At 51.5% G+C, this 18,743-nt stretch carries 19 protein-coding genes; 5 read left to right on the forward strand and 14 right to left on the reverse strand.

What is annotated here, in order from left to right; translation table 11 throughout:
• The first annotated feature begins 110 nt into the window (after positions 1-110).
• Positions 111-958 (forward strand): IS630 family transposase gene (locus ACMYUL_RS02725; protein WP_099048485.1). Its coding sequence is split into 2 segments (ribosomal slippage): positions 111-426 and positions 426-958, totalling 849 coding nucleotides; the frame shifts between segments, so codons are not numbered across the junction.
• Positions 959-1,007: 49 nt separating this feature from the next.
• On the opposite strand, the gene ACMYUL_RS02730 is transcribed toward ACMYUL_RS02725, so the two are convergent.
• From ACMYUL_RS02730 to ACMYUL_RS02750, 5 genes are all read right to left on the reverse strand, one after another.
• A complete protein-coding gene (locus tag ACMYUL_RS02730) occupies positions 1,008-1,250 on the reverse strand; it encodes a DUF333 domain-containing protein (protein WP_415771942.1) in 243 nt (80 codons plus the stop codon).
• Positions 1,251-1,416: 166 nt separating this feature from the next.
• A complete protein-coding gene (locus ACMYUL_RS02735) occupies positions 1,417-1,896 on the reverse strand; it encodes a hypothetical protein (protein WP_342032446.1) in 480 nt (159 codons plus the stop codon).
• An 86-nt stretch (positions 1,897-1,982) separates the two neighbouring features.
• Positions 1,983-3,122, reverse strand: coding sequence for a class I SAM-dependent RNA methyltransferase (locus ACMYUL_RS02740; RefSeq protein ID WP_342032445.1), 1,140 nt, complete (start codon positions 3,120-3,122; stop codon positions 1,983-1,985).
• Between the two features lie 253 nt (positions 3,123-3,375).
• A complete protein-coding gene (locus ACMYUL_RS02745) occupies positions 3,376-4,371 on the reverse strand; it encodes an ornithine carbamoyltransferase (protein ID WP_415771945.1) in 996 nt (331 codons plus the stop codon).
• Positions 4,372-4,506: 135 nt separating this feature from the next.
• The gene (locus tag ACMYUL_RS02750; RefSeq protein WP_342032222.1) at positions 4,507-5,316 is read right to left on the reverse strand and encodes a methylated-DNA--[protein]-cysteine S-methyltransferase; all 810 of its coding nucleotides are present in this window, start codon (positions 5,314-5,316) and stop codon (positions 4,507-4,509) included.
• Between the two features lie 253 nt (positions 5,317-5,569).
• Here ACMYUL_RS02750 and ACMYUL_RS02755 point away from each other — a divergent pair, with 253 nt between their 5' ends.
• Positions 5,570-6,127: a YbhB/YbcL family Raf kinase inhibitor-like protein gene (locus ACMYUL_RS02755; protein WP_415771947.1), complete on the forward strand. Its 558-nt coding sequence runs from the start codon at positions 5,570-5,572 to the stop codon at positions 6,125-6,127.
• Here the strand turns inward: ACMYUL_RS02755 and ACMYUL_RS02760 are convergent.
• The 8 genes from ACMYUL_RS02760 to ACMYUL_RS02795 all read right to left on the reverse strand — a co-directional run bounded on the left by ACMYUL_RS02760 (position 6,105) and on the right by ACMYUL_RS02795 (position 12,872).
• On the reverse strand, positions 6,105-6,920 hold the full coding sequence (locus tag ACMYUL_RS02760; RefSeq protein ID WP_415772858.1) for a helix-turn-helix transcriptional regulator: 816 nt from the start codon (positions 6,918-6,920) through the stop codon (positions 6,105-6,107). The two genes, ACMYUL_RS02755 and ACMYUL_RS02760, sit on opposite strands and share 23 nt — an antisense overlap.
• Before the next feature lie 383 nt (positions 6,921-7,303).
• The gene (locus tag ACMYUL_RS02765; protein WP_070512851.1) at positions 7,304-7,789 is read right to left on the reverse strand and encodes a hypothetical protein; all 486 of its coding nucleotides are present in this window, start codon (positions 7,787-7,789) and stop codon (positions 7,304-7,306) included.
• Positions 7,790-8,103: 314 nt separating this feature from the next.
• Entirely contained in the window at positions 8,104-9,249 is a 1,146-nt protein-coding gene (dapE, locus tag ACMYUL_RS02770) for a succinyl-diaminopimelate desuccinylase (protein ID WP_415772860.1), read from the reverse strand.
• Between the two features lie 85 nt (positions 9,250-9,334).
• Positions 9,335-9,955, reverse strand: a complete 621-nt coding sequence (locus ACMYUL_RS02775) for an HI_0552 family protein (RefSeq protein ID WP_415771949.1) — start codon at positions 9,953-9,955, stop codon at positions 9,335-9,337.
• 119 nt (positions 9,956-10,074) lie between these two features.
• A complete protein-coding gene (locus tag ACMYUL_RS02780; RefSeq protein ID WP_003741856.1) occupies positions 10,075-10,584 on the reverse strand; it encodes a hemerythrin domain-containing protein in 510 nt (169 codons plus the stop codon).
• 96 nt (positions 10,585-10,680) lie between these two features.
• Positions 10,681-11,268 carry an azurin gene (azu, locus tag ACMYUL_RS02785; RefSeq protein ID WP_003776920.1) on the reverse strand — a complete coding sequence of 196 codons (588 nt, stop codon included), beginning with the start codon at positions 11,266-11,268 and terminating at the stop codon, positions 10,681-10,683.
• A 294-nt stretch (positions 11,269-11,562) separates the two neighbouring features.
• A complete protein-coding gene (locus tag ACMYUL_RS02790; protein WP_036491508.1) occupies positions 11,563-11,985 on the reverse strand; it encodes a DciA family protein in 423 nt (140 codons plus the stop codon).
• Positions 11,986-12,024: 39 nt separating this feature from the next.
• Positions 12,025-12,872, reverse strand: a protein-coding gene (locus ACMYUL_RS02795) for an IS630 family transposase (RefSeq protein ID WP_156798183.1) whose coding sequence is annotated in 2 segments (ribosomal slippage) — positions 12,025-12,557 and positions 12,557-12,872 — 849 coding nt in all. Because the reading frame shifts where the segments join, the coding sequence is not laid out codon by codon here.
• 173 nt (positions 12,873-13,045) lie between these two features.
• Between ACMYUL_RS02795 and secA the strand changes: the two genes are divergently transcribed.
• The 3 genes from secA (at position 13,046) to ACMYUL_RS02810 (ending at position 17,552) form a co-directional block, all read left to right on the forward strand.
• Positions 13,046-15,799 carry a preprotein translocase subunit SecA gene (gene secA / locus ACMYUL_RS02800; protein WP_415771952.1) on the forward strand — a complete coding sequence of 918 codons (2,754 nt, stop codon included), beginning with the start codon at positions 13,046-13,048 and terminating at the stop codon, positions 15,797-15,799.
• Positions 15,800-15,974: 175 nt separating this feature from the next.
• On the forward strand, positions 15,975-16,739 hold the full coding sequence (gene pssA, locus ACMYUL_RS02805) for a CDP-diacylglycerol--serine O-phosphatidyltransferase (RefSeq protein WP_415771954.1): 765 nt from the start codon (positions 15,975-15,977) through the stop codon (positions 16,737-16,739).
• Between the two features lie 3 nt (positions 16,740-16,742).
• On the forward strand, positions 16,743-17,552 hold the full coding sequence (locus ACMYUL_RS02810; protein WP_415771956.1) for a sulfite exporter TauE/SafE family protein: 810 nt from the start codon (positions 16,743-16,745) through the stop codon (positions 17,550-17,552).
• Between the two features lie 142 nt (positions 17,553-17,694).
• Here ACMYUL_RS02810 and ACMYUL_RS02815 read toward each other — a convergent pair.
• A protein-coding gene (locus tag ACMYUL_RS02815) for an IS630 family transposase (protein ID WP_415769686.1) occupies positions 17,695-18,542 on the reverse strand; the annotation gives its coding sequence in 2 pieces (ribosomal slippage) (positions 17,695-18,227 and positions 18,227-18,542; 849 coding nt in all).
• Positions 18,543-18,743: the final 201 nt, after the last annotated feature.

Consider the following 18,743-nt stretch of genomic DNA (forward strand, 5'->3'; position numbering starts at 1 on the left):
CATGTCAAAAGGTCGTCTGAAACCCTTAAACAAGGTTTCAGACGACCTTTCTTTATCATATAGTCAATTAAAAATAAAATAGTACAATACTCAACTTTTAAGGTCTAACCATGGCATACTCTGCGGACTTAAGAAACAAAGCTTTAAACTATTACGAACAATGCAAAAACATCAGCCAAACCGCAGCGACGTTTAACTTGTCAAGAAACACGCTTTACCTGTGGATTCGCCTTAAAAAGCAAACAGGCAGCCTAAAACATCAAGTTACCGGTCTAAATGCCGTCAAATTGGATAGGCAAAAACTGGCTCAATATGTTGGGCAACACCCGGATGCCTATCTGCATGAAATCGCCAAACATTTTGATTGTACGCCAGCCGCCGTTTGCTATGCACTCAAACAGATGGGGATGACGCGCAAAAAAAGACCACCACTTACAAAGAACAAGACCCGGCCAAAGTAACGCATTATTTGACACAACTGGCCGAATTTTCCGACTACCAACGTGTTTATTTGGATGAAACAGGATTTGACCGCTACCTGTTCCGTCCCTATGCCCGCAGCCCGAAAGGGCAAATAGTGAAAGCGCAGATAAGTGGAAAAAGATACCAACGCTTATCTTTGGTGTCCGCACAAGTCGGCAACCGGCTGATTGCTCCGATGGTTTATCAAAATACGATGACCGGAGTCTTTTTTGAAGCGTGGTTTCAGCAATGCCTACTGCCCGCATTGACTCAAAAATCGGTGATTATTTTAGATAATGCACGATTTCACCGTATGGGTGTCTTACGGGAAATGGCGGAAAAATGGGGACATAAGGTATTGCCTCTTGCACCTTATTCACCTGAGCTCAACCCGATTGAGAAGGTGTGGGCGAATATTAAGCGGTATCTGCGAACCGTATTGTCTGATTACGCCCGATTTGACGATGCGTTACTGTCCTATTTTGATTTTAATTGACTATATTTAGCGGCAATCAGAACATCATCTCGTCCAAATGCCCAAAGCGTTAATTTTTATTGTTCTGACGGAAATATTCCCATTCTTCAACGACCGTACCGTCCGGCAGATGGCACAGCGCATACTCCGCACCGTCCTTGTCTTTTTTCATTTCCAACTTGCCGCCTTGCTTCACGCAAAACTCAGAAGCCGGATTTGCCGCGCCGACCATAGGGGCATCTTCATTACCAGACGTACCGCAAGCCGCCAAAACCGCAGCGGCGGCAATGCTTAAAACAGCAGGTTTAATCATATTATTTCCTTTCGATATTGTGATTCAGACGACCTCAGCCCAAATTTCGCGACAGGCAACACGAGCTGCCGCGCTGTTTTCACGGGTCATCCGAGTGAAATCGGACAGTTTCTATTGAAAGAAAGTTCCTACGCTTGAGCAAATAAACGCAATCAACCTCATCGGATTACCCGCCCATTTCCTGCTTTCGCTGCTCATTCCGCCAACGATACCATTCTTGCGGACTCATTTTCTCTTCGTCGGTCATGTTTTCCGAACAGGCGATGATGATGAAATGCTCATCGGCGTACATAAAGCGTTTGATAACTGCCGAAGAAATTTCCCGCCCCTGATGGTTGAACGATACTTTAGGCGGCGGCGCCTGTCTCACACCGAAACCGAACAACCCCGCCAACTGCCTACTGTCTTCCAAACGTCCGCCCGCTTCCAAAGTGAATCGGCGGGGAATCTGCTTCCACGGACGCGTCAGCCGCTGCTTGGCTCGCGCTTCGACGGCGTGTTCGCAACGATTGATGATTTCCACATGCTGCGTCAAAGGCTGCGACATGGCTTCCGCGCGCCCGACGGCAAGCAGGCAGAAGATGCCCGCTGCGATAAGCGGAAGAGCGGATATTGTGCGCTTGTTTGGCGGGTTGTTTTGCATCATGTTTCACTCACTCTTTTCCAAACGAAAAGGTCGTCTGAAAACGATACTGCATCGTTGCCTTGGTTTTCAGACGACCTCTATCAGATTTATCGGTTCGACCCTTTGACCATATCCATCAAAAACAGGCGGCAGTCTAAGTTGCCGTTGTAGAGCGGGATTTTGCGTTTGGGCGAAAGGCGCATGAATTTCGGCATATCGCGGTCGCCGGTAAACATGCCCGCCAGCCAGCCCGCGTAATGCTGTTTCAACCACGCGCCCAACTGCGGGTAAAGGGCTTGCAGGGCTTGGACTTCGGCAAGGCGGACGCCGTAAGGCGGATTGGAAATCAAAATGCCGCCTTCCCCGTTCGGACGGGTGTCCTGCGCGTCTTTGACTTCAAAACGGATAAACGTGTCCACTTCGGCAGCTTGGGCGTTGGCAACGGCGGCGCGGATCATATAGCGGTCATTGTCGCTGCCCGAAATCGCAGCTGGCGCGGGGCGGATTTGCGTTTCGGCTTCGTGTTGCAGCTTTTTCCAAAGGGCGGCATCGAAGTTTTTCAGCTTTTCAAACCCGAAACGGCGCATCAAACCGGGCGCGCGACGGGTGGCAATCCATGCGGCTTCGATGACGATGGTGCCGCTGCCGCAAAATGGGTCTTGGAAAGGCTGCGTGCCGTCATAGCCTGCCAGCAGCAGCAAGCCCGCTGCCAAGTTCTCGCGCATCGGCGCTTCGCCTGTGTCTTGGCGGTAGCCGCGTTTAAACAAAGCTTCGCCGGACGTGTCGATAAAAATTTGAATGTCGCGCTCGTCGATAAAGGCATGGATGCGGATGTCGGGGCGGATTTTGCCGACGCTGGGACGCGCGTCGCAAGCGTCGCGGAACACGTCGCACACGGCGTCTTTGATTTTCAGCCCGACGAAATCCAAACTTTTGACTTGGGCGCGTTTGCCTTCTACTTTGACTTTGAAGGTTTGTTCCAAGTCGAACCAATCCGTCCAGCGGATATTTTTCGCCGCTTTATAAATGTCTTGCTCGTTGCGGTAGCCGCTTTTGGTCAGGCGCAGCAACACGCGGCTTGCGGTGCGCGAATGCAGGTTGATGCGGTACACCTGCTCCATACCGCCTTTGCACGCGACGCCGCCGTCAACGGCGCGGATGTCTTGGCATTTGAATTGTTCGAGTTCTTGGGATAAAGGGGCTTCGAGACCGCGCGGGCAGGTAACGAAGAGGGAATAAGTGGTCATGCGAACCTTTCGGATGAGCGGCGTATTCGAATGGCGGATTAAGCTTCAATCTGGACAGGCGGAGCCATGCCAAACCCGTTTAAACTGAACCCGCCATGCCTCTGCCGCGTATTGCTCCGTCGCCGCTTGGAGGGGCGCGCGGATAAAAATGTGATGGACGTGATTATAAAGGATATAAAGGCAAAAGGTCGTCTGAAAACCCGTTATATTGATTTTCAGACGACCTTTTTAATGGATTCAAACAGAAACGCCGTCAATCCCCCAGTGCCGCCACCATCACCGCTTTAATCGTATGCATCCGGTTTTCCGCTTGGTCGAACACGATGCTGGCGGGGCTTTCGAACACTTCTTCCGTCACTTCCACGCCGTTTAAGCCGAAGGTTTCGTAAATCCATTCGCCGACTTTGGTTTCGCGGTTGTGGAAGGCGGGCAGGCAGTGCATGAATTTGACCTGCGGGTTGCCCGATGCCGCCATCAGTTCGGGAGTAACGCGGTAATCTTTCAATAAATCAATGCGTTCCTGCCACGCCTCTTTCGGCTCACCCATGCTGACCCACACGTCGGTATGGATAAAATCTGCGCCTTTGACGGCTTCTTCCGCGTTTTCGGTGAGCAAAATCTTTCCGCCGGTTTCTTCGGCGACGGCGCGTGCGCGGGCGACGATGTTTTCAGACGGCCACAAGGTTTTCGGTGCGCCGATACGCACGTCCATACCGAGCTTCGCGCCCAACACCAGCAGCGAATTTGCCATGTTGTAACGCGCGTCGCCGACGTAGGCAAACGCGGTTTGGTTCAAAGGTTTGCCGCTGTGTTCGCGCATGGTCAGCGCGTCGGCGAGCATTTGGGTGGGGTGGAACTCGTTGGTCAAGCCGTTGAACACGGGCACGCCGGCGTATTTCGCCAATTCTTCGACCACGTCCTGCCCGAAGCCGCGATATTCGATGCCGTCGTACATCCTGCCTAAAACGCGGGCGGTGTCTTTGATGCTTTCCTTATGCCCGATTTGGCTGGCGGACGGCTCCAGATAAGTCACCCCCGCCCCTTGGTCGCGCGCGGCGACTTCAAACGCGCAGCGGGTGCGGGTCGATGTTTTTTCAAAAATCAGGGCGATGTTCTTCCCTTTCATCCGCTGCACTTCGCGCCCTGCCTTCTTAGCGGCTTTCAACTCGGCGGCAAGGTCGAGGTAGGCGGTGATTTCTTCGGTCGTGAAGTCCAAAAGTTTCAGGAAATGGCGGTTTTTCAGGTTCATATTCGTATTTCTCCTTTCCGGCAGGTCGGGCATTGATGAACAATCTGCCGCTACTCTATTTTAGTCAGGTCGGATTTTCGAATCCGATCATTTCAATCGGCGTTGTCGGATACCAGTATCCGACCTACCTCAAAATCAAAACAAGGTCGTCTGAACTTCGCCGCGTTCCAAAGCAAGCAGCGACTGTTTGCGGTTCAGGCCGCCTGCGTAGCCGGTCAGCTTGCCGTCGCTGCCGATGACGCGGTGGCAGGGAATCAGGATGGACACTTTGTTCTGCCCGTTGGCGGCGGCAACGGCGCGGACGGCTTTAGGATTGCCCAAACGCTGCGCCTGCTCCTTGTAGCTGCGCGTTTCGCCGTAAGGAATCGCCAGCAGCGCATCCCATGCCTGCTTTTGAAATTCAGTGCCAATCTGCTCCAAAGGCGTGGCAAAGGTTTTCAGACGACCCTTGAAGTATAAGTCCAATTCCTGCCGCAGAAGTTGCGTTCGCTCATCCTCCCGAAACACAAACCGTCCGCGCAAGGCTTTTTGGACGGCGGTAATTTCCTGCTCCATATGCTTCTGCCCGACAAATTCCAGCAAACACAAGCCTTTGCCGCCGAACACCGCCAGCATCTCGCCCAAAGGCGTGGCAATGGCGGCAGTAGTTAATTCGTTTGGACTGTCAAGATAACGTGCTTCCAGCAGGCGGATGGCTCTGCGGATGCGGACATATTCTTCAGGTGTGCAGCCGATGCAGTCGATAAAATCCTGTTCGAACTGCTTGGCTTCGTGTTCCGTCAGATTGGGATACGGCATGACTTCACACTCAAAAACTTGGGTTTCGAGCCAATGGCGGATTTCATCCCATTTTGACGGCAGATTGTTTAAGGAAGGCAGGGTAATCATTCGTTTGCTCCGTATCTCTATCATGGATTTGGCGGCAAAATCCCCAATTTTCGCCATTCCCGCACGCCGGCGCAGGAACGGGCTACGACGGAAATCTTGAGGGTTAGGTTGCGGCAATTCCTAAATATTCGATATTTCTAAAGCCTCAGGGAAAGGAATTAAAGACTTCAGACGACCTGCAAAGGGTCGTCTGAAACCACGATTTTTGCATTTGCGCATTTCGGCACATCATCCAACCGTTTCGGCACATTCCTGCCGCCGTTGACAGCCTATAATGAATCCACTTATTCATCAAGCAAAGGAATCATCTATGCAAACCCGCATCCTCTCCGCCGTACTGCTGGCTTTTTCAACCGCTGCCTTTGCCAAGGGCGCATTCACGCTGCAATTCGACAACCCGTCCAAAGACGGCGGCTTCACGCAAAACCAGCTTTTGAGCGCGCCTTACGGCTTTGGCTGTTCGGGTGGCAATGTTTCGCCCGCGCTGTCGTGGAAAAATCCGCCCGCAGGGACAAAAAGTTTCGTCCTGACCGTTTACGATAAAGACGCGCCGACCGGCCTGGGCTGGATGCACTGGGTGGTCGCCAACATCCCCGCCGATGTCCGCCGCCTGCCCGCAGGCATTACCGCGCAAGGTGGCAGGCTGCCCAAAGGCGCGCTGCAAACCCGCACAGACTTCGGCACTCCGGGCTACGGCGGCGCGTGTCCCCCCGAAGGCAGGAAACACCGCTACGAATTCACGCTCACCGCGCTGAAAGTCGCCAAGCTGCCGAACATCACCGCCGAATCCACACCCGCGCTGGTCGGTTTCTTTACTAAGGCAAACAGCTTGGGCGAAGCGAAATTCACGGTCGAACACCGACGCTGACCTGCCCCGTGCGCCGATATGCCGCCGGCTCCGCTTCCGAGCGGACCGCCGACGGCACGCAACCGAACCGCTCTTTGAAGCGCGCGCTGAAACGGGACGGGCAGTCATAGCCGACCGCGCCGGCAATCTGCGCCACCGGCCATTGCGTAACCTGCAACAGCGTCAGCGCGCGCATCATGCGTACATCCGTCAGCAGCGTACGGAAATTCGTGTCCTGCCGCGCCAACCGCCGCCGCAACGCGGCCTCGCTGCAATTAAGCCGCTGCGCCAACATCGCCGACGACCAGTCTGCAGCCATATCGGCGGTAATCAGTTTGCGGATTTGCCGCATCAGGTTGACGCCTTCGTACACGGTAAAACCGATGCCGTCATGCTGCAACCACGCCAACACGCCGCAAAGCGCGGCCTCCGCCGCATTGTGCGGCACTTTTTCATCCGCCAGCACCGCAGCCGCATAATCAAACGCCGCGTTCATCTGCCCGGGGTGCGGCAGCTTCACCGCATCGCACACTGCCTGCGCCGTCCCGTATTGTGCGGCAAACCTTTCTATGGCTTCCTGTTCGAAAGCAATCCATTGCGCCTGATAGAGGTTGTCTGAATCGGGAATATTGATGACGTCAAACGTCTGCCCGCCTGCCAAGGCGACAGCCTCACCCGCCGCAATCCTCAATTCGCGCCCCGCCCACCGCAGCTTCTTGCATCCGCGCCGCACGATAACCACGGTCGGTTCATGTACCGCCACGCTGCGGTACAAGGCGGTATGATGTTGCACGATGCCGCCTAAAGCACCCAATCGTTCACGCGTATGAAAGTAATTTGACGGCACGGTTATATTCCTTAAGAAATTCTTGTGAAAATCGGCGGTTTGGCGCAGCAATCGCAGGTAGGGTAATCATAGGGATAGATCAATTTACGATAAAGGGAGGCTTGCTCCTCCCTGTTACTGTTATAACGATTTATCGGCTTCTTTGCCAATATCACACCGCACCCCGCTTTCATTTCATAGACTTTTATTCCCGATAATCTACAAACCCCAACCGATTACCCGACGGATCGATAAATTCCACAGCCGATTCGGTATGATGACTTTAAAACCAATTATGTACAGACTGGCTGAAAACCGTCGCCTTTCTCAACAAAATTCACTCAAAATTTTATAAAATCCCAAAGTTGAAATTATAGAATTTTCTTTAAAACAACAAATTCTTTGTCTTTTTCTATCTTAAATTTTCCCAAGACCCACTCGCCGTTCTTTTTAAACTCTCCGTTTTCTCCACAATAGCCTCTTTGCTCAACTTTGGTTGTTTGCAAAATCACTTCGTCATCACTTACAAATCGATAAAGACCTTCTGAATGCGGAAAACAATCATTACCGCATTCTGCTGAATAACCGCTGCTAAACCTGCCATCTTTATCAAACTCAATGTGCTTTCCATAAATGTGATTGTCAGAGCCGGCTGTTTCTACCCGACTGAGATAATATGCGTTTTGGGGAGTATCCATGGGTAACTCGTCAATATGCCACAATCCCACCAGTGTATTTTTTTCTAAAATTTTTCCTTGACTGATTGAAACCACCGGGGGCTTTGGTTTGGACTCAAAGCAACCTGTCAAAGACAATGACAATCCCAATACAACAAGGGCAGAGATAAATTTCGGCATGGGGAAACCTTTAGTGAAGAAATCGATTAATGACAGTCAATGTATTGGGCAGCAAAATAAAATGATTTTTATGATAAGCATTTATTATAGCTTCGTTTCAAATCTTAACCAAATGGCGTAACTTGAAATTAAAATTCATAAAACCATGAAAAATAGCCACTATCACTCATAAAACTTTCAAACACCCCATAATATTTCCTCAAATCTCAATTAAGAAATCAGAAGAAACCGGGTTGAACCATCATTGAAATGTTCTTCAGGGTATTACCTCAAAATATGCCGATTTGAGCGCGGCAATACCCTTTCTGCTGTTTTCAGACGACCTTTTCAGCCAACAACCGCGCCAATATCCCCTCATACACCACCGACAGCTTCGGAATATCGTCCAGCCGCACGTTTTCGTTGATTTGGTGGATGGTGGCGTTGGACGGGCCTAATTCGATGAGTTCTTTTGCAATGGCTTTGATGAAGCGTCCGTCCGAAGTGCCGCCGGTGGTGGACAATTCGGTCTCTACGCCGCAGGTTTCGGCGATGGCTGCGCGTGCCACGTCGGTCAGTTTGCCCGCATGGGTCAGGAAGGGCTGCCCCGAACACGACCATTGCAAATCGTATTGCACGCCGTGTTTGTCCAAAATGGCGTGAACGCGTTGTTTCAGCCCTGCTTCGGTGGACTCGGTGGAGAAGCGGAAATTGAATTTGACGTTCAGCTCGCCCGGAATGACATTGGTCGCGCCTGTACCGCCGTTGATATTGGAAATTTGAAAGCTGGTCGGCGGGAAGTATTTGTTGCCTTCGTCCCAGACTTCCTGCGTCAGCTCTAACAAGGCCGGGGCAAAAGTATGCACGGGGTTGATTGCCAAATGCGGATAAGCAATATGCCCTTGCTTGCCTTTGACGGTCAGGTTGCCCGACAGCGAACCGCGTCGGCCGTTTTTAATCATATCGCCCAATTTGTCCACGGCGGTCGGTTCGCCGACGATGCAGTAGTCAATAAGCTCGTCGCGCGTTTTCAACACATCGACGACTTTGGTCGTACCGTCCAACGCGTCGCCCTCTTCGTCGGAAGTAATCAGAAGCGCAATGCTGCCTTGGTGGTCGGGATGTTCAGCAATAAAGCGTTCGCAGGCGGTAACGAAGCAGGCGATGCTGGTTTTCATGTCCGCCGCGCCGCGCCCGTATAATCTTCCGTCGCGCTCGGTCGGCTCGAACGGGGGCGAATCCCATTTTTCAACAGGGCCCGTCGGCACGACGTCGGTATGCCCTGCAAAACAGACGACGGGAGCCTGCGTGCCGCGTCGCAACCAGATGTTTTTGGTGTCGCCGAAATGGAGTTCTTCAGCCGCAAAACCGATTTTGTACAGGCGTTCGGCAAGCAATTTTTGGCAATCTCGGTCGTCGGGGGTAACGGACGGGCGGGAAATCAACGCTTTGGCGAGTTCTAGGGATTGGGTTTCAGTCATTTTGTTCACTTTGGAAATCAGGTCGTCTGAAATGTTCTCAATTTGATTTTCAGACGACCTTTGGGTTGGGTTGATATGTTCTGAATCATTTGCCATGACAGGCTTCATAAAGCGGCAGCAAATCTTCCACTGTTTCGACTATCCATTTTGCTACATCCTGTTTGCCCAAATCATCGCGTTCTATATGTTTGCCGATGCAGAAAAAGTCTTCGTCGTTTTGCAACCTTCGGTCGGATTCGCTTTGTTGTGCGACAGTGCGGTAGTCGTCATATTCGCTTTCCGCGCCGTGCCACATATCGAATGCGGCGTATTTTTCGGTATCGAAATCATCCAGCCAGCGGTTGTATTCCGGCAGCGCAATCGGCGACACGTCGGCTTTGTAGCAGTGCCAATCCAAGCTGACGCTCAGGCGGCGGCGGTTCAATAAAATCGATAAAATCGCGGCGGAATTTTTGTATTGGGCGTATTTGAAGTAGGCGAAGAAATGGGCGCGAACCTGCCAGCCGTTACACCAGCGTTCGATATGCGGCGGGGCGAAAGGTTCGCCCAAATCCGCAGCGACCTGCTGTATCAGCTGCTGCCATATCTGCCAGTTTTCCTTGTAGTCGGCTTTGATTTGCGGAATGCTCTCGGGCTGGTATTTTTTGAGCTGGACAAACTGGAAAAACGGGATATTGAACAAATCGCAGCTTTTTGGCGTCAGCATGGTTTGCTTCCTTTTCAGACGACGTGGTTGTGTTACGGGGGATACTGGGGTCGTCTGAAAATCTGTTTTCAAGTTTTCAGACGACCTTTGTTTGAAGAAACGGCAATCTGTAAACGGCCTTATCTGCGTCGGCGTGCCGCCATGATTTCGCCGATTTCGGTCAGTTTCTCTTTGGGGATAAACGTTTTGCCCATGTCGAACAAGGGTTCTTCAATCGCCAAATGGACATCGTAACCTGCCACAAAGCGTTTGAACGCTTCCGCATCGGGGATATAGGCGTTGTCTGCTTCGAGTTTGGCAAATTCGGCAGCCACGGCATCCCAGTTACCATGCAGGCTCACATGCTGGCGCAAAAGCTCGTCCACGCTTTCTTGGGCTTGCGGCGCGTATTGCAGCAGGAGCGGGAAGAAGTTTTCTTCTTCGTCTTCATGGTGCAGCGGCGCGGCAACGTTGAAATACTGGGCGATTTGGCGGATGGTTTGCAAAACAATCTGATTGCAGCCGTTTTCGGCGATATAGTCCGACAGCATAGCGACCTGGCCGCAGAAACGGCGCACTTTGCCGTGGCAGGCATACAGCATTTCTATCGGTTCGGCAAAGGTAACGCTTTTGGTTTCAAACGGATTCATGTTGGCGTGTTCTCAACGGGGTACTTTTCAGACGACCATTTTATAACAAAACAGCCTGCATAAAGCAGGCTGTCTGTATTTTGAAGCTTGGACGGATTAGTCGACCAAAGTCACTTTGCCGTTCATCAAAGCACCGTGTCCCGGGAAGGTGCAGGCAAATTTGTATTCGCCGCCCGCCAGTTTGGCAGGATCCAGAGTCAGGGAAGCTTCTTCGCCGCCGCCGACCAGTTTGGTGTGGGCAACAACGCGTGCATCGTCAGCTTTCACGTAGTCGGTTGCAGCAGCGCCGGCACCGTCTTTGAAAATACCGTCCATGTCTTCGGCTTTACCGATGACGATGTTGTGACCCATGCTTTCTTTAGGTTGGGTACCGGTGTGTTTCAGGGTAACGGTGAATTCTTTACAAGCTTTGCTGACTTGGATTTCTTTAGTGTTAAACTGCATAGCGTCGTTGGCTTCGACAGTAGTCGCGCAGTTGCCGGCGGCAGGTGCTGCTGCAGAGTTAGCTGAAGCCGCGCCGGAAGCAGGAGCATCGGCAGGAGGTGCGCTTTCTGCAGGTGCAGGTGCGGCTTCGGAAGCAGCAGATGCAGTCGGGGCAGAGGCTTCGGCAGGTTTTGAAGCTTCTTGTGAACAAGCGGACAAGCCGATAACGGCAGCGGAAATCAGAGCCAAATAAGCTTTCATGTGTATCTCCTAATGATAGGTGAGAATATGTTAAGTTCTACAAAATAAAAACTTGCGAATATATATTAATGAACCTAATTTCAGATTTCATATCCGCAAGCGAAAGAAGGATGAAAATGAAGCTATATTCTGCTACAACAAATCGAACAAATCCAAAATTCAACGGCTGTTTTACCTCAGTTTACACAAATGAGAATGGCTACTATTAATGTCGTATTTCTTTAGTATTAGATTTTATCAGTCATACGAAATACTCTTTAACTTTAATTAACAAACAACATAACCATTTCAAACTCAACGGCTGTGTTTGCGCACCAACTCCGCCAGCGCGGCAGCCAATTCAGGATGCTTGTCTTCCAATTTTGCCGCCGCCGCATCAAAACTCTCCAATGCCGCCCCACTCAAATGCAGGCTGTTGACTTTGGGTTGCGCCGGCGGCTTCGGCACGACTTTGACCGCCACATCCCGAATCCCCGCGTTCAACTCCTGAAGCTGCGGCACAAGCGCGGGCAATATCATTTTCAGGCGCGAAGCCGCCATACCGTTTGCCGCCAGCAACACCAGCCTGCCCTCTTCGATGCAGGCAGTTTGAAAGTGCGGGTGTAGGTTTGCCGGCAGGATGCGTTTGACTGCCGCATCCAGCCTGCGCCATTGTTGCGACTGCTGCAACAAACCGGCCAACCGCGCATCCCGCTTGCCCAATTGTTCCAAATTCATATGTTTCAGACGACCTTTTCAAAGTGTACGGTTGTATAGTCAATTAAAATCAAAATAGGACAGTAACGCATCGTCAAATCGGGCGTAATCAGACAATACGGTTCGCAGATACCGCTTAATATTCGCCCACACCTTCTCAATCGGGTTGAGCTCAGGTGAATAAGGTGCAAGAGGCAATACCTTATGTCCCCATTTTTCCGCCATTTCCCGTAAGACACCCATACGGTGAAATCGCGCATTATCTAAAATAATCACCGATTTTTGAGTCAATGCGGGCAGTAGGCATTGCTGAAACCACGCTTCAAAAAAGACTCCGGTCATCGTATTTTGATAAACCATCGGAGCAATCAGCCGGTTGCCGACTTGTGCGGACACCAGAGATAAGCGTCGGTATCTTTTCCCACTTATCTGCGCTTTCACTATTTGCCCTTTCAGGCTGCGGGCATAGGGGCGGAACAGGTAGCGGTCAAATCCTGTTTCATCCAAATAAACACGTTGGTAGTCGGAAAATTCGGCCAGCTGTGTCAAATAATGCGTTACTTTGGCCGGGTCTTGTTCTTTGTAAGTGGTGGTCTTTTTTTGCGCGTCATCCCCATCTGTTTGAGTGCATAGCAAACGGCGGCTGCCGTACAATCAAAATGTTTGGCGATTTCATGCAGATAGGCATCCGGGTGTTGCCCAACATATTGAGCCAGTTTTTGCCTATCCAATTTGACGGCATTTAGACCGGTAACTTGATGTTTTAGGCTGCCTGTTTGTTTTTTAAGGCGAATCCACAGGTAAAGCGTGTTTCTTGACAAGTTAAACGTCGCTGCGGTTTGGCTGATGTTTTTGCATTGTTCGTAATAGTTTAAAGCTTTGTTTCTTAAGTCCGCAGAGTATGCCATGGTTAGACCTTAAAAGTTGAGTATTGTACTATTTTATTTTTAATTGACTATATTATCAAGATTGAAATCCGGTAAAACTGCCTTTATTTCAAACGGCATGACTGCCTTGCCGCGAGGCTTGTGTTAAAATCCCCGTTTCGCCATTATTTTATATCAGGCGCAGGAACTATTTCATGCTGACAAACATTGCTAAGAAAATCTTCGGCAGCCGCAATGACCGGCTGCTCAAACAATACCGTAAATCCGTTGCCAAAATCAACGCACTCGAAGAACAAATGAAAGCCTTGAGCGATGCGGATTTACAGGCTAAAACAGCCGAATTCAAACAACGCCTCGCCGACGGACAGACTTTGGACGACATTTTGGTCGAAGCCTTCGCCGTCTGTCGCGAAGCGTCCCGCCGCGTACTCGGTATGCGCCACTTCGACGTCCAGCTTATCGGCGGTATGGTGCTGCACGACGGCAAAATCGCCGAAATGCGTACCGGCGAAGGTAAAACCTTGGTCGCCACCCTTGCCGTCTATCTCAACGCCCTGTCCGGCAAAGGCGTGCACGTCGTTACCGTCAACGACTACCTTGCCGCCCGCGACGCAGGCATTATGGAACCGCTCTACAACTTCCTCGGCTTAAACGTCGGCGTCATCATCGCCGATATGCAGCCGTTTGACCGTCAAAACGCCTACGGTGCCGACATTACCTACGGTACCAACAACGAATTCGGTTTTGACTACCTGCGCGACAATATGGTAACCGACCAATACGACAAGGTTCAGCGCGAATTGAATTTTGCCGTAGTGGACGAAGTGGACTCCATTTTAATTGACGAAGCGCGCACCCCGCTGATTATCTCCGGTCAGGCGGATGACAATATCCAACTGTACCAAATCATGAACAGCCTTCCTGCGCACCTTATCCGCCAAGAAACCGAAGAAGGCGAAGGCGATTACTGGGTCGATGAAAAAGCACACCAAGTCATCTTGAGCGAAGCGGGTCACGAACACGCCGAGCAAATCCTGATTCAAATGGGCTTGCTGCAAGAAAACGACTCTCTCTACTCCGCCGCCAACATCGCCCTGATGCACCACCTCATGGCAGCATTGCGCGCGCATACGTTATTCCATAAAGACCAACACTACGTCATCCAAGACGGCGAAATCGTCATCGTGGACGAATTTACAGGCCGTCTGATGTCCGGCCGCCGTTGGTCCGAAGGTCTGCACCAAGCCGTCGAAGCCAAAGAAGGCGTGGAAATCAAACGCGAAAACCAAACCCTCGCCTCCATCACCTTCCAAAACTATTTCCGCCTGTACACCAAGCTCTCTGGCATGACCGGTACCGCCGATACCGAAGCTTTTGAGTTCCAAAGCATCTACAACCTCGAAACCGTCATCATCCCGACCAACCGCCCCGTACAGCGTAAAGACTTCAACGACCAGATTTTCCGTTCTGCCGAAGAAAAATTCGAGGCCGTCGTCAAAGACATCGAAGAATGCCACAAACGCGGACAACCCGTTCTCGTCGGTACCACCAGCATCGAAAACTCCGAGCTGGTTTCCCGTCTTCTGCAAAAAGCCGGACTGCCGCACAACGTCCTCAACGCCAAAGAACACGAACGCGAAGCCCTGATTGTCGCCCAAGCCGGTAAAGTCGGTGCTATTACCGTTGCCACCAACATGGCGGGTCGCGGTACCGACATCGTCCTCGGCGGCAACCTCAAACACCAAATCGAAGCCATCCAGTCCAACGAAAACCTGAACGACGAAGAAAAAACTGCACAAATTGCCGCCCTTGAAAACGGCTGGCAGGCAGAACACGACCAAGTGGTCGCGGCAGGCGGTCTGCACATCATCGGCACCGAACGCCACGAAAGCCGCCGTATCGACAACCAATTGCGCGGACGCGCAGGCCGTCAGGGCGACCCAGGCTCCAGCCGCTTCTACCTCTCTTTTGAAGACCCGCTGCTGCGCCTCTTCGCGCTCGACCGCGCCGCCGCCATCCTCAACCGCCTTGCGCCGGAACGCGGCGTCGCTATCGAACACGGCATGTTGACCCGTCAAATCGAAGGCGCGCAACGTAAAGTCGAAGGCCGCAACTTCGACATGCGCAAACAAGTATTGGAATACGACGACGTTGCCAACGACCAACGTAAAGTCATCTACCACCAACGCAACGAAATCCTCAACAGCAAAGACGTCAGCGACCTGACTAAAGGTATCCGCGAAGAAGTCATCAGCGATTTGGTCGATTTGTACATACCGCCCGACAGCATGGAAGAGCAATGGGACATCCCCGCACTCGAAAGCCAGCTTGCCGCCGAATTCCGCCTGCACGAAGACATCCAAGCATTGCTCAAAGCAGACACCACATTGGACAATCAGGACATCAAAGAGCGTCTGATTAAACGCGTGGAAGAAGAATACGCGGCCAAAGTCGAGCTGGTCGGCAAAAAACCGATGGCGGATTTCGAACGAAACGTCATGCTGCAAGTCATCGACCTGCAATGGCGCGAACACCTTGCCGCCATGGATTACCTGCGCCAAGGCATCCACCTGCGCAGCTATGCCCAGAAAAATCCGAAACAGGAATACAAACGCGAAGCCTTCGCCATGTTTGAAAACCTGTGGCGCGGCATCAAGCATCAAACCGCCGCCCTCTTGACCTCCGTCCAAATCGAGCGCAACACCGATGTAGAAGAAATTGCCGAACCCGCACCCGTCGGCATCCAAACCATCCACTCCGAAGCGCCCGACATGGAAGAATTGCTCGGACAATCCCAAACCGATTTGGTTACCGAAGCGTTCGCCCCTGACGGAACAGACTTCAGCCCCGAAGCGCTTACCGCCCAAGGCCGTATCGTCCACCGCAACGACCCCTGTCCTTGCGGCAGCGGCCTGAAATACAAACAATGTCACGGCAAACTGAGCTGATGACAGCTTAAACAAAAGGTCGTCTGAAACCTCGAAAGGTTTTCAGACGACCTTTTTCATCACCCAAGTTACAGAACCGCGCCGCCATAAAAAAATACCATCGTTATTAAATTGTCAGGCAGTCACGATACGGTATAATCCCTAAATCTGCTTCGTACAGCATCATCAAACGCTTATGGACAATACGCAAATTCCTCAAAATCCGCAACGCAATTCGTTGCGTCGCAACAGCATCTACCTGCTACCCAACTCCTTCACCATCGCCGCCCTGTTCTGTGCTTTCTTCGCCATTACCCAATCCATGCACAAGCATTTTGAAATAGCGGCGATTGCGGTATTTCTCTCCATGTTGCTCGACGGCATGGACGGGCGTGTAGCGCGGCTGACCAACAGCCAAAGTGCATTCGGCGAACAGCTCGACAGCCTTGCCGATATGGTCAGCTTCGGCGTTGCGCCTGCACTGATTATTTACAATTGGCAACTTTCGCAGTTCGGCAAAATCGGTTATTCCGTTGCCTTCATCTACTGCGCCTGCGCCGCACTGCGCCTCGCACTGTTTAACACCCTCATCGGCAAAGTCGATAAACGCTGGTTCATCGGCGTTCCCAGCCCGACCGCCGCCGCGCTGATTGTCGGTCTGATTTGGGTTAACCACAGCGTCGAACGCTTCCCCGGCGTAAAGTGGTGGGCATTGGGCATCACGCTTTTCGCCGGCATTTCCATGATTGTCCAAATCCCGTTTTGGAGCTTTAAAGAAATCAACATCCGCCGCCAAGTTCCCTTTATGGGCATGGTACTTGCCGTGTTGATCCTCCTCTTAGTCACATGGAAGCCTGCCCTCGTCTTATTCCTCTTCTTCTTGGGATACAGCCTCTCAGGCTACATTATGGCGGCACGGCGTTGGCTGAAAAAACGCCGCAGGAACAAAAAGGTCGTCTGAAAAATGTGGACTTGGGATATTATCCTTTCCCTGCTCGCCGTCGGAAGCGCGGCGGGCTTTATTGCAGGATTGTTCGGCGTAGGCGGCGGCACATTGATTGTCCCCGTCGTCTTGTGGACGCTGCAACTGCAAGGCATCAGCGGTCATCCCTACGCCCAACATCTCGCCATCGGCACATCCTTCGCCGTGATGGTATTCACCACCTTCTCCAGCATGTACGCGCAGCATAAAAAAAGCGCCATCGACTGGCAGACCGTCCGCCGCATGACCCCCTCCATGATATTTGGCGTACTGATCGGCGCGGTCACCGCCAAATACATGCCTACCCGCGCCCTGCAAATCTTCTTTATCGTATTCCTGACCCTTATCGCCCTCAAAACCCTGACCGACTCCAAACCGAAAGCCTCGCGCCACCTGCCCGGCCTACCCGGCCTAAGTGCTGTCGGCACATTGTTCGGCGCAGCTTCGAGCTGGGTCGGCATCGGCGGCGGCTCGCTGTCCGTCCCCTTCCTGATGTATTGCAACTTCCCCGCCCACCGCGCCATCGGCACATCCTCCGGCCTCGCCTGGCCGATTGCGCTTGCAGGTACCATCGGTTATCTCATTACCGGCTGGAACATCCCCGACCTACCCCACGGCTCCGGCGGCTTCCTCTATCTGCCCGCCGTCGCCATCCTCAGCATCGTCACCATGATTTTCGCCCCAATCGGCGTCAAAACCGCGCACAAACTCCCCGCCCGCCAGCTCAAAATCTCCTTCGGCATCATGCTGCTGCTGATTGCCCTCAAAATGGTTTGGAACCTTATGCGCTAACCATGCTGGCAAACACCGTATAACAAAATTACCCACCACCCTTTGGCATCATGAATCTTCTAAAAACCGTTTAATCTTTCCCAAAGCCAAGCCTGACGATTTATTTGTCTATAACGACAAGTATAGTGGATTAAATTTATAGTCAATTAAAATTAAAATAGGACAGTAACGCATCGTCAAATCGGGCGTAATCAGACAATACGGTTCGCAGATACCGCTTAATATTCGCCCACACCTTCTCAATCGGGTTGAGCTCAGGTGAATAAGGTGCAAGAGGCAATACCTTATGTCCCCATTTTTCCGCCATTTCCCGTAAGACACCCATACGGTGAAATCGCGCATTATCTAAAATAATCACCGATTTTTGAGTCAATGCGGGCAGTAGGCATTGCTGAAACCACGCTTCAAAAAAGACTCCGGTCATCGTATTTTGATAAACCATCGGAGCAATCAGCCGGTTGCCGACTTGTGCGGACACCAGAGATAAGCGTCGGTATCTTTTTCCACTTATCTGCGCTTTCACTATTTGCCCTTTCGGGCTGCGGGCATAGGGACGGAACAGGTAGCGGTCAAATCCTGTTTCATCCAAATAAACACGTTGGTAGTCGGAAAATTCGGCCAGCTGTGTCAAATAATGCGTTACTTTGGCCGGGTCTTGTTCTTTGTAAGTGGTGGTCTTTTTTTGCGCGTCATCCCCATCTGTTTGAGTGCATAGCAAACGGCGGCTGGCGTACAATCAAAATGTTTGGCGATTTCATGCAGATAGGCATCCGGGTGTTGCCCAACATATTGAGCCAGTTTTTGCCTATCCAATTTGACGGCATTTAGACCGGTAACTTGATGTTTTAGGCTGCCTGTTTGTTTTTTAAGGCGAATCCACAGGTAAAGCGTGTTTCTTGACAAGTTAAACGTCGCTGCGGTTTGGCTGATGTTTTTGCATTGTTCGTAATAGTTTAAAGCTTTGTTTCTTAAGTCCGCAGAGTATGCCATGGTTAGACCTTAAAAGTTGAGTATTGTACTATTTTATTTTTAATTGACTATAAATCAGGACAAGGCGACGAAGCCGCAGACAGTACAGATAGTACGGCAAGGCGAGGCAACGCCGTACTGGTTTAAAGTTAATCCACTATACTCATAAAAATCCAGTCAACACAAAAAGGTCGTCTGAAACCCGAATCCGGATTTTCAGAC

The organism is Neisseria sp. CP9 (assembly GCF_047758525.1).
Taxonomy (GTDB): domain Bacteria; phylum Pseudomonadota; class Gammaproteobacteria; order Burkholderiales; family Neisseriaceae; genus Neisseria.

Excerpts from the sequence above, each read along its gene's own strand:
- ACMYUL_RS02730 (WP_415771942.1), bottom strand. The coding sequence starts at position 1,250 with ATGATTAAACCTGCTGTTTTAAGCATTGCCGCCGCTGCGGTTTTGGCG.
- ACMYUL_RS02735 (WP_342032446.1), bottom strand. The coding sequence starts at position 1,896 with ATGATGCAAAACAACCCGCCAAACAAGCGCACAATATCCGCTCTTCCG.
- ACMYUL_RS02740 (WP_342032445.1), bottom strand. The coding sequence starts at position 3,122 with ATGACCACTTATTCCCTCTTCGTTACCTGCCCGCGCGGTCTCGAAGCC.
- ACMYUL_RS02745 (WP_415771945.1), bottom strand. The coding sequence starts at position 4,371 with ATGAACCTGAAAAACCGCCATTTCCTGAAACTTTTGGACTTCACGACC.
- ACMYUL_RS02750 (WP_342032222.1), bottom strand. The coding sequence starts at position 5,316 with ATGGCGAAAATTGGGGATTTTGCCGCCAAATCCATGATAGAGATACGG.
- ACMYUL_RS02755 (WP_415771947.1), top strand. The coding sequence starts at position 5,570 with ATGCAAACCCGCATCCTCTCCGCCGTACTGCTGGCTTTTTCAACCGCT.
- ACMYUL_RS02765 (WP_070512851.1), bottom strand. The coding sequence starts at position 7,789 with ATGCCGAAATTTATCTCTGCCCTTGTTGTATTGGGATTGTCATTGTCT.
- dapE (WP_415772860.1), bottom strand. The coding sequence starts at position 9,249 with ATGACTGAAACCCAATCCCTAGAACTCGCCAAAGCGTTGATTTCCCGC.
- ACMYUL_RS02775 (WP_415771949.1), bottom strand. The coding sequence starts at position 9,955 with ATGCTGACGCCAAAAAGCTGCGATTTGTTCAATATCCCGTTTTTCCAG.
- ACMYUL_RS02780 (WP_003741856.1), bottom strand. The coding sequence starts at position 10,584 with ATGAATCCGTTTGAAACCAAAAGCGTTACCTTTGCCGAACCGATAGAA.
- azu (WP_003776920.1), bottom strand. The coding sequence starts at position 11,268 with ATGAAAGCTTATTTGGCTCTGATTTCCGCTGCCGTTATCGGCTTGTCC.
- ACMYUL_RS02790 (WP_036491508.1), bottom strand. The coding sequence starts at position 11,985 with ATGAATTTGGAACAATTGGGCAAGCGGGATGCGCGGTTGGCCGGTTTG.
- secA (WP_415771952.1), top strand. The coding sequence starts at position 13,046 with ATGCTGACAAACATTGCTAAGAAAATCTTCGGCAGCCGCAATGACCGG.
- pssA (WP_415771954.1), top strand. The coding sequence starts at position 15,975 with ATGGACAATACGCAAATTCCTCAAAATCCGCAACGCAATTCGTTGCGT.
- ACMYUL_RS02810 (WP_415771956.1), top strand. The coding sequence starts at position 16,743 with ATGTGGACTTGGGATATTATCCTTTCCCTGCTCGCCGTCGGAAGCGCG.